Origin of the sequence: Pseudoalteromonas sp. P1-11 (assembly GCF_001399995.1) — a bacterium.
Lineage (GTDB): Bacteria > Pseudomonadota > Gammaproteobacteria > Enterobacterales > Alteromonadaceae > Pseudoalteromonas > Pseudoalteromonas atlantica.
Map to the genome: position 1 here is coordinate 15,549 of NZ_LJSP01000019.1, position 15,195 is coordinate 30,743.

General features: G+C 40.0%; 15 protein-coding genes. 6 read left to right on the forward strand and 9 right to left on the reverse strand.

The annotated features are described in order from the left end of the window. Positions 1 to 247: 247 nt before the first annotated feature. Together AN390_RS18690 and AN390_RS18695 are read left to right on the forward strand one after the other, a co-directional pair. A complete protein-coding gene (locus AN390_RS18690) occupies positions 248 to 1,522 on the forward strand; it encodes a sugar MFS transporter (RefSeq protein WP_024033438.1) in 1,275 nt (424 codons plus the stop codon). Further along, a complete protein-coding gene (locus AN390_RS18695; protein ID WP_055255685.1) occupies positions 1,522 to 4,074 on the forward strand; it encodes an exo 1,3/1,4-beta-D-glucan glucohydrolase in 2,553 nt (850 codons plus the stop codon). The genes AN390_RS18690 and AN390_RS18695 overlap by 1 nt, the downstream gene beginning before the upstream one ends. A gap of 50 nt (positions 4,075 to 4,124) precedes the next feature. Here AN390_RS18695 and AN390_RS18700 read toward each other — a convergent pair whose 3' ends face one another. Continuing rightward, positions 4,125 to 5,300: a GGDEF domain-containing protein gene (locus AN390_RS18700; protein WP_055255686.1), complete on the reverse strand. Its 1,176-nt coding sequence runs from the start codon at positions 5,298 to 5,300 to the stop codon at positions 4,125 to 4,127. Positions 5,301 to 5,430: 130 nt separating this feature from the next. Next, a complete protein-coding gene (locus tag AN390_RS18705) occupies positions 5,431 to 6,324 on the reverse strand; it encodes a TIGR01777 family oxidoreductase (RefSeq protein WP_055255687.1) in 894 nt (297 codons plus the stop codon). Between the two features lie 170 nt (positions 6,325 to 6,494). Between AN390_RS18705 and AN390_RS18710 the strand changes: the two genes are divergently transcribed. Beyond that, complete coding sequence (locus AN390_RS18710; protein ID WP_024033443.1) at positions 6,495 to 7,529, forward strand: AI-2E family transporter; 1,035 nt, start codon at positions 6,495 to 6,497, stop codon at positions 7,527 to 7,529. Between the two features lie 109 nt (positions 7,530 to 7,638). Here AN390_RS18710 and AN390_RS18715 read toward each other — a convergent pair whose 3' ends face one another. From AN390_RS18715 to AN390_RS18735, 5 genes are all read right to left on the reverse strand, one after another. Then, positions 7,639 to 8,043, reverse strand: coding sequence for a hypothetical protein (locus AN390_RS18715; protein WP_029772701.1), 405 nt, complete (start codon positions 8,041 to 8,043; stop codon positions 7,639 to 7,641). Then, positions 8,030 to 9,367: an ATP-binding protein gene (locus AN390_RS18720; protein ID WP_054982641.1), complete on the reverse strand. Its 1,338-nt coding sequence runs from the start codon at positions 9,365 to 9,367 to the stop codon at positions 8,030 to 8,032. The genes AN390_RS18715 and AN390_RS18720 overlap by 14 nt, the downstream gene beginning before the upstream one ends. Beyond that, complete coding sequence (locus AN390_RS18725; RefSeq protein ID WP_004586804.1) at positions 9,361 to 10,035, reverse strand: response regulator transcription factor; 675 nt, start codon at positions 10,033 to 10,035, stop codon at positions 9,361 to 9,363. Before AN390_RS18725 ends, AN390_RS18720 begins: the two co-directional genes overlap by 7 nt. A gap of 3 nt (positions 10,036 to 10,038) precedes the next feature. Next, positions 10,039 to 10,302: a PepSY domain-containing protein gene (locus AN390_RS18730; protein ID WP_055255688.1), complete on the reverse strand. Its 264-nt coding sequence runs from the start codon at positions 10,300 to 10,302 to the stop codon at positions 10,039 to 10,041. Between the two features lie 155 nt (positions 10,303 to 10,457). Continuing rightward, positions 10,458 to 10,760 carry a YciI family protein gene (locus AN390_RS18735; RefSeq protein ID WP_004586802.1) on the reverse strand — a complete coding sequence of 101 codons (303 nt, stop codon included), beginning with the start codon at positions 10,758 to 10,760 and terminating at the stop codon, positions 10,458 to 10,460. A gap of 185 nt (positions 10,761 to 10,945) precedes the next feature. Here AN390_RS18735 and AN390_RS18745 point away from each other — a divergent pair, with 185 nt between their 5' ends. After that, a complete protein-coding gene (locus AN390_RS18745; protein WP_054982639.1) occupies positions 10,946 to 12,370 on the forward strand; it encodes a sodium-dependent transporter in 1,425 nt (474 codons plus the stop codon). A gap of 69 nt (positions 12,371 to 12,439) precedes the next feature. Here AN390_RS18745 and AN390_RS18750 read toward each other — a convergent pair whose 3' ends face one another. Next, entirely contained in the window at positions 12,440 to 13,081 is a 642-nt protein-coding gene (locus AN390_RS18750) for a CPBP family intramembrane glutamic endopeptidase (protein WP_055255691.1), read from the reverse strand. A 67-nt stretch (positions 13,082 to 13,148) separates the two neighbouring features. Beyond that, positions 13,149 to 13,724, reverse strand: coding sequence for an inner membrane-spanning protein YciB (locus tag AN390_RS18755; RefSeq protein WP_004586799.1), 576 nt, complete (start codon positions 13,722 to 13,724; stop codon positions 13,149 to 13,151). Positions 13,725 to 13,896: 172 nt separating this feature from the next. On the opposite strand from AN390_RS18755, the gene AN390_RS18760 reads away from it, so the two are divergent. Next, positions 13,897 to 14,166, forward strand: coding sequence for an HU family DNA-binding protein (locus AN390_RS18760; RefSeq protein WP_004586798.1), 270 nt, complete (start codon positions 13,897 to 13,899; stop codon positions 14,164 to 14,166). Between the two features lie 400 nt (positions 14,167 to 14,566). Beyond that, a complete protein-coding gene (locus AN390_RS18765; protein WP_055255693.1) occupies positions 14,567 to 15,145 on the forward strand; it encodes a type 1 glutamine amidotransferase domain-containing protein in 579 nt (192 codons plus the stop codon). Positions 15,146 to 15,195: the final 50 nt, after the last annotated feature.

The window sequence follows — 15,195 nt, forward strand, 5'->3', positions numbered from 1 at the left end:
CTTTTTAAACCTTAAATGCATAAATAGCCACTGTATTTACTGCGATGAAGCGTAAGGGCGCGTTTATAAAAAAATAAAACTTGTTGAAATATGTTACATGTTCGTATTTAATTACACGTGAAAGCGCTTACATTTTTAGATTAGTGTTAATTGATACGAAGGTCAACTCTTTAATGTTGCTGGGTTACACGGCAATTTTTAATAACGACTTTTGCATTAATTTATAATAATAAATTGCGGAGAGCCCATGGCCAGTTCAGCACCACTGACGACACACACACAGTCGCAAAACTACCAAGATAAAAACTATGGTTTTGCATTAACATCTTTAACTACTTTATTTTTTATGTGGGGATTTATTACCTGCTTAAACGATATTTTAATTCCGCATTTAAAAGCGGTGTTTAACCTAACTTATGTTCAGGCAATGCTGGTTCAATTTTGTTTTTTTGGGGCTTATTTTTTAATGTCACTGCCAAGTGGCTATATAGTTAAAAAATTAGGGTATAAAAAAGGCATTGTAGTGGGGTTACTTATAGCGGCATGTGGTTGTGTGCTTTTTTACCCAGCCGCAGCACTACATAATTACCCGGTATTTCTGTTTGCTTTATTTGTTCTGGCAAGCGGTATTACCTTGTTACAGGTTTCTGCAAACCCTTATGTAAGTTTATTGGGCGCCCCTAAAACAGCGTCTTCTCGCCTTACCTTAACGCAAGCATTTAATGCGCTAGGCACTACGGTTGCCCCTACATTTGGTGCATTTTTGATTCTTGACTCTGCATCTGAGGCGTTTTTAACACCGGCACAAAATGCAGAATCGGTACAACTTCCTTATTTACTATTAGCTGGCATGCTTATTTTACTAGCCGGTATTTTTGCATGGCTTAAATTGCCAGACATAATGAATGAGCAAAAAGAAGCCGCTGAAAAGTCAGAGACAATTGAAGGTAGTGCATGGCAATACCGCCACCTAACCCTCGGTGCTGTGGGTATATTTATGTATGTAGGTGCAGAGGTTGCGATTGGCAGTTTTTTAGTTAGCTTTTTAGCCCAAGAAAATATTGCTGGGTTAAAAGAGCATGTAGCCGCTCACTACATCACATATTATTTCGGTGGAGCTATGGTGGGGCGTTTTATTGGTGCCGCGGTAATGCAAAAATTACCCGCTGGTAAAGTGCTTGGCTTTAACGCAAGTATGGCTATTATTTTGGTGGTTATTGCCATGAGCACGTCGGGTCAATTAGCAATGTGGTCAATACTACTGGTTGGTTTATTCAATTCTATTATGTTCCCAACTATTTTTAGTTTAGCGTTAAATGGCCTTGGTAAGCATACCGCGCAGGGCTCTGGTATTTTGTGCTTGGCGATTGTGGGGGGGGCAATAGTGCCACTTTTACAAGGTGCACTTGCTGATAGCGTGGGTGTTCAACTTTCATATGTTTTACCTATTTTTTGTTACTTATTTATCGCGTTTTATGGTTTAAGCGGAAGCAAACCAGTACAAGCTCAGGAGACTCTATAATGAAAACCCCTTTTTCACTTAATAAAATAGCACGTGCCTCATTAATTGCATCAGTAGGCATTTTAGCGGCTTGTTCAAATGACGCGACAACCACTTCTGAAGCTAATAATGCGTTGTCTAAAACAGAGAAAATTTGGCCAAAACTTAATATTGCCGTAAAACAAGACCCAAAAATTGAAGCCAAAATAGCAGATTATTTAAAAATGATGACGCTTGAGCAAAAAGTAGCTCAAATGATTCAACCAGAAATTCGTGATATTACCGTTGAAGATATGCGCAAATATGGCTTTGGCTCATACCTAAACGGGGGCGGTGCCTTTCCTAATGGTGATAAACACGCAACACCAATGGACTGGGTAAAATTGGCTGAAGATTTTTATCAGGCGTCGGTAGATGATTCTATCGATGGCAGTAAAATACCCACAATGTGGGGCACTGATGCGGTACATGGTCACAATAATGTAATTGGCGCGACCTTATTTCCGCATAATATTGGTTTAGGTGCGGCAAACAACCCTGCATTGATTGAGCAAATAGCAGCTATCACTGCGGTTGAAGTAATGGCAACGGGTATTGATTGGGTATTTGCACCTACAGTGGCTGTTGTGCGCGATGACCGCTGGGGCAGAACCTATGAAGGTTATTCAGAAGACCCTCGCATTGTACGCGATTATTCAGCTGCAATTGTAAATGGTTTACAGGGCAAGGCCGATGGCGACTTTTTAAGTGATAAACGTGTTATTAGTACCGTTAAGCACTTTTTAGGTGATGGCGGCACAGTTGATGGCGATGATCAAGGTAATAATATCGACAGTGAGCAAGATTTGTTTGATATACATGCCCAAGGTTATGTAGGCGGCTTATCGGCGGGAAGTCAGTCGGTTATGGCATCGTTTAATAGCTGGCATGGGGTTAAAAACCACGGCAATAAATACTTGTTAACCGATGTGCTTAAAACCCGCATGGGCTTTGATGGTTTTGTGGTAGGGGATTGGAACGGCCACGGCCAAATTGAAGGCTGTACAAACGAAAGCTGTGCACAGGCTGTTAACGCGGGACTTGATATTTTTATGGTGCCAACGGGCGCTTGGAAGCCGCTGTACGAAAACACCATAGCGCAAGTCAAAGCTGGCGAAATCAGCATGTCGCGCATTGATGATGCAGTAAGTAGAATTTTACGCGTTAAATTGCGTGCCGGTTTATTTGATAAACCAAGTCCGGCTAAGCGTCAGTTTTCGGGTAAAACGGAGCTAATTGGTGCGCAGCAGCACCGCGAAGTTGCGCGTCAAGCAGTACGTGAATCACTTGTTTTACTTAAAAACAAAAACAATATTTTGCCTCTTGATGCAAACCAAACTGTACTTATTGCCGGCGATGGAGCCGATAACATAGGTAAGCAGTCGGGTGGTTGGAGTATTACATGGCAAGGGACTAATAACAAAAATGCTGATTTTCCTGGTGCCACGTCTATTTACGCGGGTCTTGAAAAGCAAATTACGCAGGCGGGTGGTCGTGCCATTTTAAGTGTGGATGGCTCATATGAGCAGCGCCCAGATGTAGCTGTTGTGGTATTTGGTGAAGAGCCTTATGCAGAAGGCCATGGCGATAGAGATAACCTTGAATTTGAGCGTGGTAATAAAAAATCGCTCGCGTTATTAAAGTCGTTAAAAGAGCAGGGTATTACGGTTGTATCGGTATTTATTTCGGGTCGCCCTATGTGGGTTAACAGTGAATTAAATGCCTCAGATGCATTTGTTGCAGCATGGCTGCCAGGTACAGAAGGCGGCGGTATTGCCGATGTTATTTTAAAAGCTAAAGATGGCAGCATTCAACATGACTTTAGCGGCAAGCTTTCGTTTTCCTGGCCTAAAACAGCAGTACAAGCAACGGTTAATAAAGGCGATGACGATTACAGCCCATTATTACCGTACGGCTTTGGTTTAACTTATGGCGATAAAAATGTATTGGCTGATAATTTAGACGAAGACTCTAAATTAGATAACTCAGCACTCACTAGTATGGATATTTTAGTTGGCGCCCCGGTTGCTCCGTGGCGTTTATTACTTAAATCTGGCGATGAGCTATTAGATGTATCAAGCAGTACTCACCAACTGGGTGCACTTAAATACCGTACTGAGGATAAAACAGTTCAAGAAGACGCGCGCCAATTTAATTTTAGTGGCGAGCAAAAGGCAAGTGCTGAAATAGTCACAAGCTTTGCAGAAGATACCATTACGTATTTAGAGGCTAATGGCGTTATTAGTTTTGATATTAAACTCAATGAGCCACTAACCGATGACGTAAACCTTGCTATGACTTGTTCAGGTGAGTGTGGTGGTGCGATTGCCTTGAGTAAAATGGTTGATCAATCAATCAAAAATAAATGGCAGTCGGTGTCGGTAGACTTACGTTGTTTTGCCAACCAAGGCGTAGACTTTGCAAGCCTTACAAGCCCGTTTAGTTTACATGCAAGCAGTAAAACCTCAGTGTCGGTAGCAAACATTCAGTTTGTGCCTAATAAGGCAGACTCTGCTGGGCTTAAATGTCAGTAATCATTTTGTTTTAGTGTGTATGTCAAAGCCCTTCAATTGAAGGGCTTTTTTTATGTGCAAACCGGTTTGTTCTTTATAAAAGGGTTTTGTGCAGATTCATATATAACTTTGTCGCGTCCTGTGGTTTTAGCAATATACAAGCGCTTATCTGCCGCACTGAGTAGCGATTTGAAAGAGCTTGTTTGAGTATCGCTGCATGCCACTCCTGCGCTTATTCTTAAATAAATGGTGTTGCCGTAATAGCTAAAGGGCTTGTTTTTAATGTTTTTTCTGAGGGTGTTTGCTGCGCACTGTGCCTCATTTAAAGTGCAGTGGTTAAGTAAAATTGCAAACTCTTCGCCGCCTACACGCGCGGTAACTGCCTTGTTAGAAAAAAGCGCGGCAATATGCTGCGAAACCCATTTAATTGCATCATCACCTGCGTCGTGTCCGAATTCATCGTTAACGCGCTTAAAAAAGTCTATATCGACCATAATAATGCTAAAGGGATGCTCGTCATTATTTTTACTAAATAACGTATTGGCCACTGCATTTAAACCGCGTTTATTTAATAGCTGGGTTAATGGGTCGCGATTAGCAAGGGAGTTGAGTGTATGCTCTGTATTGGCAAACACTAAAAAAGGCAGCAATAGGGCGGCGCTAGTGGCAAGTATTAAGTGTACAGCTAAAGTAAATTGCAAAACAGAGGCAAAATCAAAGTTGAGCGCGGTAAAAAACGGCAACAGTAATAAAACTCCCTGTATTAGCATAACGAGTGCATGCAGTAATAGGCAAAGCAATAGCATACGTTGCTGTAATTTTGCTATAAAGCGGGTGCTTAAAACAATATACGAGGCATACAAAAATAACCCTGCCACAGTTAAACTAACCAATATTTGCTCTGCTGCGGTGTTGTAAACTACGAGTAAAAAAACCGCAGCCACGATGAGTAAATAGCTAACTTGCTTGCATATGCTTTTATTTAAAGGGCTGAGTGCTTTTAATCCCATAATTAAAAAAAGTGGGCAAGCAATAATAAATAAACTGGCAAAGTAATGGGTAATAAACGGCCATGCAATGATCACGCGTAAGCTTGCGCATAGTATGGCGAATGTAAAGGTGGTACAAGCTAGGCCAAAATATAAAAAACTAGTTTGTTTTTTATATTGATAAATAGAGATAAAATACAGCCCAATTATAAGGTTTAAAATAAAAGAAAGGCTTATAACGGTTGGTAAGTGCAGCATAGAAAGGTTCTTTTATTATAAAACGACTATTTTAATGGAGACTAGATACTAAAGCTTATATTAATTACAGTAACCTAGCTTAAAGTAGTATTTTTATAACCTTTAGTAGGTGTATCTATGCTGAATACACCTACTTTATTAAACTTCTTAGAGCCGAATCTATATCCGTAAAATGAAAACGGTAATTATGCGCTAACGCTTTTTTGGGTATTACATATTGCCCAGTAGTGAGCAAATCAGACATTTCACCCATTAACACTTTTAACACAGGGCTTGGCATGGTTAGGGCCGCAGGGCGAGACAATGCTTTACCTAAACTTTTGCTAAACGCTTTATTGCTAACCGGGGCGGGTGCAGTAGCGTTAATTGGCCCGCAAAGCGACGTGTGTTTTATAATAAATAAAATCAGTTGAATCATGTCATCAATATGAATCCACGACATACCTTGCTCCCCATTTCCAATAGGGCCACCTGCAAAAAATTTAAACGCAGGAAGCATTTTACTTAAAGCGCCGCCGTTTTTGCTAAGTACAATTCCCGTGCGTAATAAGCACACCCGTGTTTTATCACTTTGCGCTTTTAGTGCCGCGTGCTCCCACTCTTTACATAGCTGATGGCTAAATTCATCATTTACATCGTCGGTGTCCTCATCTACGGGGGTATCGTCTTGGCGGCCATAATAGCCAATGGCACTACCAGATATAAATGTAGCAGGGGGCGTGCTGCAATTTAAAATAGCATCGCTGATTTGCGTGGTAAGGTTTATTCTGCTGTTTTTAATTGTTTGTTTTTGTGCCTGCGTCCAGCGTTTGCTGACGATAGGTTCGCCGGCTAAATTAATCACGGTATCAACATGGTTAAAATTAACCTCATCAACGCTGCTTACTACATCAATATTATGACCAAGCAATACATGGGCTTTGGTTTTATTTCGGCTCAGTACGGTTACTTTATGATGATGCAGCAAAAAAGGCGTTAAGTGTTTACCTATTAGGCCTGTAGCGCCTGTAAAAAAAATATGCATAAAAATCTTACCAATTTTAAGTGTACGATTTGTTTAAAATGTATACTATTTAAACTATCTTAATGCAAATTATTACGTTAACTAAAAAACAACGATCACTTTGTAAATATTTCATTTAATTAGTTTTTGCCTTACACTAAAGCGAATTTCATAAGAAAAGGATTGGCGCGTTGGCAAGTTTAACTGGCGTAAATAAAAGCTTAATAATATTTGCAGCCCTGGTGGTTGTATTAGCCGGTATTAAGGCCGCAAGTGTTATTATTATTCCCTTTATTTTGGCGGCGTTTATTGCCATTGTATGCAACCCGCTGATCACATTTTTTGGTCGCTATCGGATCCCTAAAGGGGTTTCTGTAGTTATCGTGGTGCTTATCATTGTGGGCTTAGGTGTAAGCTTAGGCGGCCTTGTAGGACAATCAGTTAACGACTTTTCTCAGCAACTTCCTGAATATAAAGCCCAGTTACAAGAAGAGTTTGTGTGGCTGGTCGATCTTGCATCGCAATACAATATCTTAATCGATAGAGATCAAATTCTCTCTATGTTTGACCCAGGTAAAATGGTCGATGTAGCCACGAATATGCTTACCGGCTTAGGTGGCGTAATGGCAAACATGTTTTTAATAATTTTAACTGTGGTGTTTATGCTTTTTGAAGGGCCAGCATTAAGCAAAAAAATTCATATGGCACTTGCCGACCCAGACAGAAAAATGGAGCAAATTGACCGCTTTTTGGTTTCTATTAATTCGTATTTAGCAATTAAAACATTAGTGAGTTTAGCCACCGGTATTATTGCAGCATTTTATTTATGGATTTTAGATGTTGACTACTTTGTGCTGTGGGGCGTGTTGGCCTTTATGTTTAATTACATTCCTAATATAGGTTCTATTATTGCTGCAGTACCAGCTGTATTGTTAGCACTCATTACACAAGGACCATTAACAGCCGGGCTTGTCGGTGCAGGGTATTTAATTATTAATACGGTAATGGGTAACATTGTAGAGCCTAAATTTATGGGTAAAGGGCTTGGGCTTTCTACCTTGGTGGTGTTTTTGTCGTTAATATTTTGGGGTTGGTTATTAGGCACTGTAGGCATGTTGCTATCGGTACCGCTTACTATGATTGTTAAAATAGCCCTAGAGGCAAGTGATGAAGGGCGCTGGGTTGCCACGCTACTAGGTACTGGTGAGTCGATAGACGATAAATAATATCAATTGGTTTTAATAGCTTAAATTGCGTATTTGATTAAATATTTGATACAAAAAAAGCGATTAATACACAGTATTAATCGCTTTTTTTATAGTGGTTAATCCCCGTTTAAAGTGGCTTTTTAAGCACTTGAGTAAACTGTTCAATAAGTGCAAGTTCACATAATTTGTAATCAATAGCGGCTTGGCTGGCATTTGGCAGTTTTAATATATAGCGCCATTGGCAGCTTGCTTCAATATACTTTTGGTGGTTGTCGACGCTGCGCTTAAACAACATCAGTATTTGCGTATTTCCGCTTTGCTCTTCTAATTTAGTGAGTTCATATTTACGTTTTTGAACCCAAGTACCCTGATTGTACTTAGCCTGATTTATTTGAGTGTCTAAACACTGCGTATAGCGTTTTGTTTGGCTTGGTGTTGCGTTTTGCTCAAGCGTACACTGTGCTTGCGCACTGACATTAGCACTTAGTGCTAATAGGCTCGCAAGTGTGATTAAAAGGCTATTTTTTATCATTGTAATTAAACTCTAAAATAAATTGTGCGCCGCCCAAGGTGTCCGACTTATTAATCGTTAAGTGTCCGTTATAAGATTTAACCAAGTCCGAGACTATCGCCATACCAACACCGTGGCCGCTTTCGTAAGTATCAAGGCGGGTACCACGGGTTAATAAAGACTCGCGTTTATCCTCGGGTACACCGGGTCCATCGTCACTAATGCCTATGCACAGTGTTTTACTTTGAATGACTTGTATTTCTACTTGTGAGCGACACGCTTTACAGGCGTTATCAATTAAATTACCCAGTAATTCCATTAAATCTGTTTGGTCACCTAAAAAGTAATCTTTATCGGTCACACTGCAATTAAATATAATGTCTTTATCGCGGTATACCTTGGCCATTGCACTTAAAATAGAATCAACCACAGGTTTAACTGGGGTTTGTTTTTTCCATGTATCTGAGGCGCCAGTAGCTGCACGCTTTAACTGATGCTCGATCATCACATTTATTCTATCAAGTTGCTCTTGGGCATCGGCATCATTAGCAAGCGGGCTTGATTTTAATACCGCAAGGGGCGTTTTTAATGCATGTGCTAGGTCACTTAAAGAGGCTCTGTAGCGCTCTTTTTGACGTTGCTGCGACTCTAGTAATAAGTTTAGGTCTGATTTAATTGTTTGTAGCTCTACAGGGTATAAGCCTTTAATTTCTTGAATATCGCCCGACTCAATGGCTTTTATTTCTTTATCAAGACGTTGCAACGGCCGGCCGCTCCAAATAAATCCAATCGCCATTAAACCGGCAATCGCAATACCCATTATAAACATCCAATCGACTAAGGTTTGTTTAAAGCCATCCATTAACCTTAGCAATGCATCGTTTCGTTTGAGTAATATAAAACGTGCCTGCTCAGATTGGTCAATATTATTTAAAATGACCGTTAGGCTTAATTGCCAGTAAACCGCATTGTTGTAAACCACACGTCTAAAGTCGGCCGCACCTGCTTTAGGCTCTATGTACTCGGGTTTAAAGTTTACGTTTACTGCCGACTCTGAGTGCCACACAGGTACATCATCGCGGTAAATCATGGCGTAGGTATCTGAATTTAAGTTATTAAGCTCAGGCGTTAAAATTGTGCTGGGCATAATAATGCCGCGCTCAGTAAAGTCGACTTCAGAAATAAGGGAGTATAAGTGGGCTTCTAGATTTTTTTCGGTGGTTTCGACTAATGAGGCGTAATACGCTTTACCAATCGAGTAAAACAAAATAGGCAGTGCCACCAATAAAACAAAGACAAGGATAAATCCTTGCCTTATTTTAAGCGATATTTGCGATGCTACCACTGACTTTTAAGCCTGTAACCACGCCCACGTAGTGTTTCTACTGGGTTTAATGTGCCTTCAGGGTCTAATTTTTTACGCAGACGAAGTACAAATACTTCGATAACGTTAGAATCAAGATCGAAATCTTGGTCGTAAATGTGTTCAGTAAGTTCTGATTTAGAAATTACTTTTTGCGGGTTAACCATTAAATACTCAAGTACTTTGTACTCATAAGCCGTAAGGCTAAGTTCTTTGTCGTTAACCCAAACTTGTTGCGAGCGAGTATGAATTTTAATTGGACCTGCTGTCATTTCTGGGTTTGCTTTACCCGCACTGCGGCGAATAAGTGCATTACAACGCGCAATTAATTCTTCAACATGAAACGGCTTGGTTAAGTAGTCGTCGGCACCTGCATCTAGGCCTTCAACTTTGTCTTGCCAGCGGTCGCGCGCCGTTAAGATTAAAATAGGGATCGTCACGCCTTGTGCACGTGCTTTATTGATTAGCTCAATACCGTCAATTTTTGGTAAGCCTAAATCAACCACCGCCATATCTAGCGGGTATTCTGTAATATGGAATAGGCCAGCTTCGCCATCGTGACATAAATCAACACTGTAACGTTCTTTCTCTAATGCATTACGTAGGTTGTCTGCTAAGTGTAAATCATCTTCTATAACTAAAATTCGCATTTGCTAATCCTTTTTCACTTCGCCGGTTTTTTTATTTATATGTAAATCAACGACGTGGCCGTCAGATTTGAGTATACGTACAGTATAAAATTTTGCTTCTTCTGTAATTTTTAAGGTTTTACCGTCAGTTTCTTCTTTTGCAAGTATTACGGCTTTCTTTTTGCTGATCTCAGTTTTTTTAACTGCTTTGGTAACAGTCGAACTTGCGTGTACGGCGCCACTGACGCTAATACAGGCAATTAAACCAAGGGTTAATAATACACGCATGACGGGAACTCCTAGATCAAACCCAGCTATTCTAATTAACTAAGCTACTAAAACTCAAGTAAAAACGTCCAATATGCGCTTTTACGTTCGCCAGCTTAATTAATTAGCAGTGAACCAACCCTGAATTAAATAACGTTTTAAATTCAGGGTGTTCGTTACGCTGGTAATACTTTTTTATATGGTTTTACAACGGTGTTTGCGTAAACGCCGGCTGCAACGTATGGATCAGAGGCTGCCCATTCACGTGCTTTTTCAAGTGAATCAAATTCGGCAATGACTAATGAACCTGTAAATCCAGCATCTTGCGGGTCTTCACTGTCGATTGCTGGCAGTGGGCCGGCAACAAGTAAACGGTTTTGAGAGTCAAGTTCGCTTAAACGTGCTAAGTGGGCGGGGCGGGCTTCTTTTCTAAGCGGTAAGCTGTTTTCAACGTCGGTTGAATAAATCATGTACAACATAGTAATTCTCAAAAAATGTTAAGTTTAATAACGCAAATACTAGCACAACGTTGATAGTTGGTGAACAAATTACCGTTAAAGCTAGGTTTACAGTTATTAATTATTTTTAGTGTGTAATTGCTTGAAAAGCGCGGCACAACACTGGTAGAGTCGCTTGAATAACTTAAAAATAACAAGGTTAATACATGAGCAATAATAGAGAGCATTTTAGCTCCCGTCTTGGCTTTATACTGGCTGCAGCAGGTTCGGCAGTGGGTATTGGCAACTTAGTAGGTTTTCCTGTGTCGGCAACTAAAAATGGTGGTGGTGCATTTTTACTTGTATACGCTTTGTTTGTTGCTTTTATTTGTTTACCGGTAATGATGGCTGAAATGGCCATGGGTCGTAACGCGCAAAAAGATCCACTTGGTTCGTACAAAGCGCTGGCAAATAACGACAAAAAATGGAAGTTTGCAGGCTTTTTGGCTGTATTAACGCCGTTTATGATTGCCGTATTTTACATGGTTATTACCGTGTGGATTTTTGGTTACTTAAGCCAAACCGCCATGGGTAATTTAGATGCATTGGCAGATCCTAGCCATTTTGGCAGCTTTATAAATAGCTACACTGTTTTTGGCTACATGGCTGTGGTCGTTATTATTGTTAACCTTATTTTATTGGGTGGGGTTAAACAAGGTATTGAAAAAGCCGCTAAGTTTTTAATGCCGGCTTTATTTGTTATGTTGCTTGCCCTTGTAGCGTATGTATTAACGCTTGATAACGCTATGGCTGGTGTTAAATATTATGTTATTCCTGATTTTTCTAAAATGAGTGCCAGCGTACTTAATGGTGCACTAAGCCAAGCGTTTTTCTCACTATCGCTAGGTATGGGCATTTTAATGACCTACGCCTCTTACATATCTAAAAAAGATGACATTGTTGGCAGTGCTAAAATGGTAGCTATTACCGACTCATTAGTGGCATTTGTTGCAGGTTTAATGGTGTTACCGGCAATATTTAGTTTTGATCCTAATACCGACCCAGCCGCGCTTTCTGACTCGTCTGTATCGATGATATTTGTATACTTACCTAAAATTTTATTAGCACTACAAAATGATATTGGTTACTTTGGCGCGTCTGCAGTGGCGTTTTCGTTCTTTTTATTAGTGTTTTTTGCAGCGATTACTTCGCTTGTATCAATTGTAGAAGTACCTACAGCGACCCTTAGCGACCGCAAAGGGATCAGCCGTAAAAAAGCCTTAGGTATTTTAACGCTAGCCACCGGTGTGCTAACTATATTATGTACTATGTCGTTTGGTATGGTTGATAGCCTAACGTCGTTTACTAGTTACGGCAGCGGTAATAAAAGCTTTTTTGATATTGTTTATGATGTATTTTACGACACTATATTGCCACTGAATGGTTTAATGGTGTGTTTATTTGTTATGTATCGCTGGAAAAAAGCGCGCCTAACAGATGAGCTAAGCCAAGGCTCACCAAATTACGCCGGTAGCTTTATGGAGAAATACGTTAACTTTTCGCTTTCTACGTTTATTCCGGTTATTTTATTAGCCATATTTATTAATACAGTAGCGACTAAGTTTTTTGCCTTTAAGTTATTTGGTTTTTAGGCTAAAAAAAGTTGCCAAAAGCCGCGTATTAACGCGGCTTTTTTGTGTTTAAAATAGCGGCTTTGCTTGTTAGCTGATAGCTCCTGAGTCTAATGAACTGCCAATCCCCAGTGTAAACATCCACAATCCCCATAAGCTATGCTCAATTACACACACTATGGTTGAGCGGCTTTGCGCGTAGGTAAACGAAAATAATAACCCGCCTAAAAATGCTAAGCCTACAGCCAGCCAATTGGCATACACAATATGGGCAAGGGCAAACACCGTTGCGCTTACCACTATACGCACTCTTTTTTTGGGCATAATGCGTTTATAGCGATGAAAAAAGTAGGTCCTGAATATTAGCTCTTGTGGTAATACCGACAGCAGCGGGTATAGAAGCAGTAAAAGTAACCAGTTATAAAATGAGTGCAGCGGCATACTAAACCAATTTTCTTGGTGAATAATGCCGTAAAACACGCCTGAAAAAAGCGCTCCTAAAAAAAAGAAACTAAATAAACGGCGCTTTACTGCAGAAAACTGCCCCAGGCTTGTGAGTCTAAATCGCTTAAAGTGAGGGTCGTTCAGTAATAACATGCAGCACACACTCATTAAAACAATCAGTGCGGGTATTAACCAGTTAGCTAGGTAACTACGAAGGGTAAAGCCTATTAAAGGCAATAAAACAAATATTAGGGTAAATTCAAACCAGCGGTATTGATTGGCGTTCAAGGTCGTCTCTGATTGATTTTTTTTACACGCTATCAAGCAAAGACGACATTTTTATGACGAAGGTGTTTTACTTTGCGGGTTCTTCTTCATCAGGGAAGTATTTATACAAAGCAAATATAGTGATCAAAATACTCACAAAAGTAATGGCCATTAAACCAAACACTTTAAAGTTAACCCAAAAATCGAGTGAGAAATTATACGCAATGTAAATATTCAGCACTGCAATACCTGCGGTAATGGCAACCCACATTAAGTTAAGCTTATTCCACACCGGCTCAGGTACTTCAATCGCCTGTTTAGAGTCGTTGGCGTTTTCAAGGATTGAGCTAAGGGCTTTTTTAACAAGATTTTTATTCAGTACGTAACGGCTAATTAATAAGGTAAGGCTTAAGCCGGCATAAATTAACGTGGCTTTCCATTTTATATACTGCTCATCGTGGAGTACTAAGGTTAATGTGCCAAACACCGCTGCAATAGCAAAAAATAGCCATTGGCGGGCAGGTACATGGCCGTGCTTAAAGTAGCTATACGCAACTTGAATAAGCGTAGTGACCATTAAAAGGCCTGTTGCCCAGTAAATATCAACTAATTTAAATACCGCAAAAAATAATATTAGCGGGATGTATTCAATCAATGCGTGCATATACTACCTAAATTATACAAAAAGAAGTCAGGGAAGTTTTTACCACATATCACTAGGCAACTACAAGGTTGACTTGTTGCCCTGTAAGCCTTAGCCTGCGTGGCTTTAATTATCCATCATCATATTCCCACGCTTAACCAACACTGATTAAGTGTGCATTTAGGAGCCTACAATGAACAAAGCACAACTTGTTGCCCAAATAGCAAAACGCAGTGAACTAACAAAAAAAGACACACAAGCAGCCCTTACTAGCTTACAAAAAGTAATTACTAAATCGTTATCTGAAGGCGACCAAGTGCAAATTAATGGATTTGGTACATTCGCTTTAAGCTACTACCCAGCGCGCACTGGCCGTAACCCACAAACAGGCGAAAGCATTGAAATAGAAGGCGCTAACAAACCCGTATTTAAACCTGCCAAAGCATTAAAAGATCTCCTTTAAATAGCAACTTGCATTGACCGGTACCAGTGATCAGTACCAGCGACTAGTACCTGCAACTAATGCCAGTAAACAGCCTGGTTACCTTTTTAGGTTTAATTTGCGCTATTAATCACAAAATTACAGTTCGGCGCACCCCGCTAATAGGGTGCGTCTACAAAATAAATACCCAGTTTTTAGTTAATGCCTAACTACTTCATCTTATAAGCAAAGCTTGTGTGCTGGTTTTTAATACGCACTTTAAATTAAGCTATGTAGATTGTTCAAACCCTCTAAATGATTTACATAGCTTTGACAGCTTTAATTTATATTATCCATTATTTTCAATAGGTTAAATTTGGCATCGGTTATGCTTTTAATAGGGTGATTGAAACATTTTATTAAACGCAATAAGGAGATCTATATGTCTACATTACAAACAAGCACTCGTTTACAAGGTAAAAAAATTGCTATTTTAGCCACCGATGGCTTTGAGCAAAGTGAGCTATTATCTCCACGTGATGCTTTACTTAATGCCGGCGCCGATATCGATATTGTGTCGGTAAAAGAGGGTGAAATCACCGGCTGGGATGAAGATAAATGGGGCGACAAAGTAAGCGTAGATAAACTTGTTACAAATGCCAGTGCCAGCGATTACGATGCGCTTATGCTGCCAGGTGGCTTATTTAACCCTGATACGTTACGCCAAGATAAGCACGCAAAAGCGTTTATAGACGGTTTTTTTGGCGCCGAGAAAAACAAACCCGTTGCAGCTATTTGCCATGCCCCTTGGTTACTTGCCGAAATTAATAAATTACGCGACCGTACCGTTACATCATTCCCGAGCATTAAAAGTGATTTAATCAATGCTGGTGCAAACTGGGTTGATGAAGAGGTGAGTGTAGACCAAGGCTTAGTAACAAGCCGCAGTCCTGCAGATTTAGAAGCATTTAATGCAAAATTTATTGAAGAAATTGTAGAAGGTAAGCATCAAGCTCATTAAGTTTAGAGCTTAATAAAAAAGGGCATTTTAAATGCCCTTTTTTAATGCGT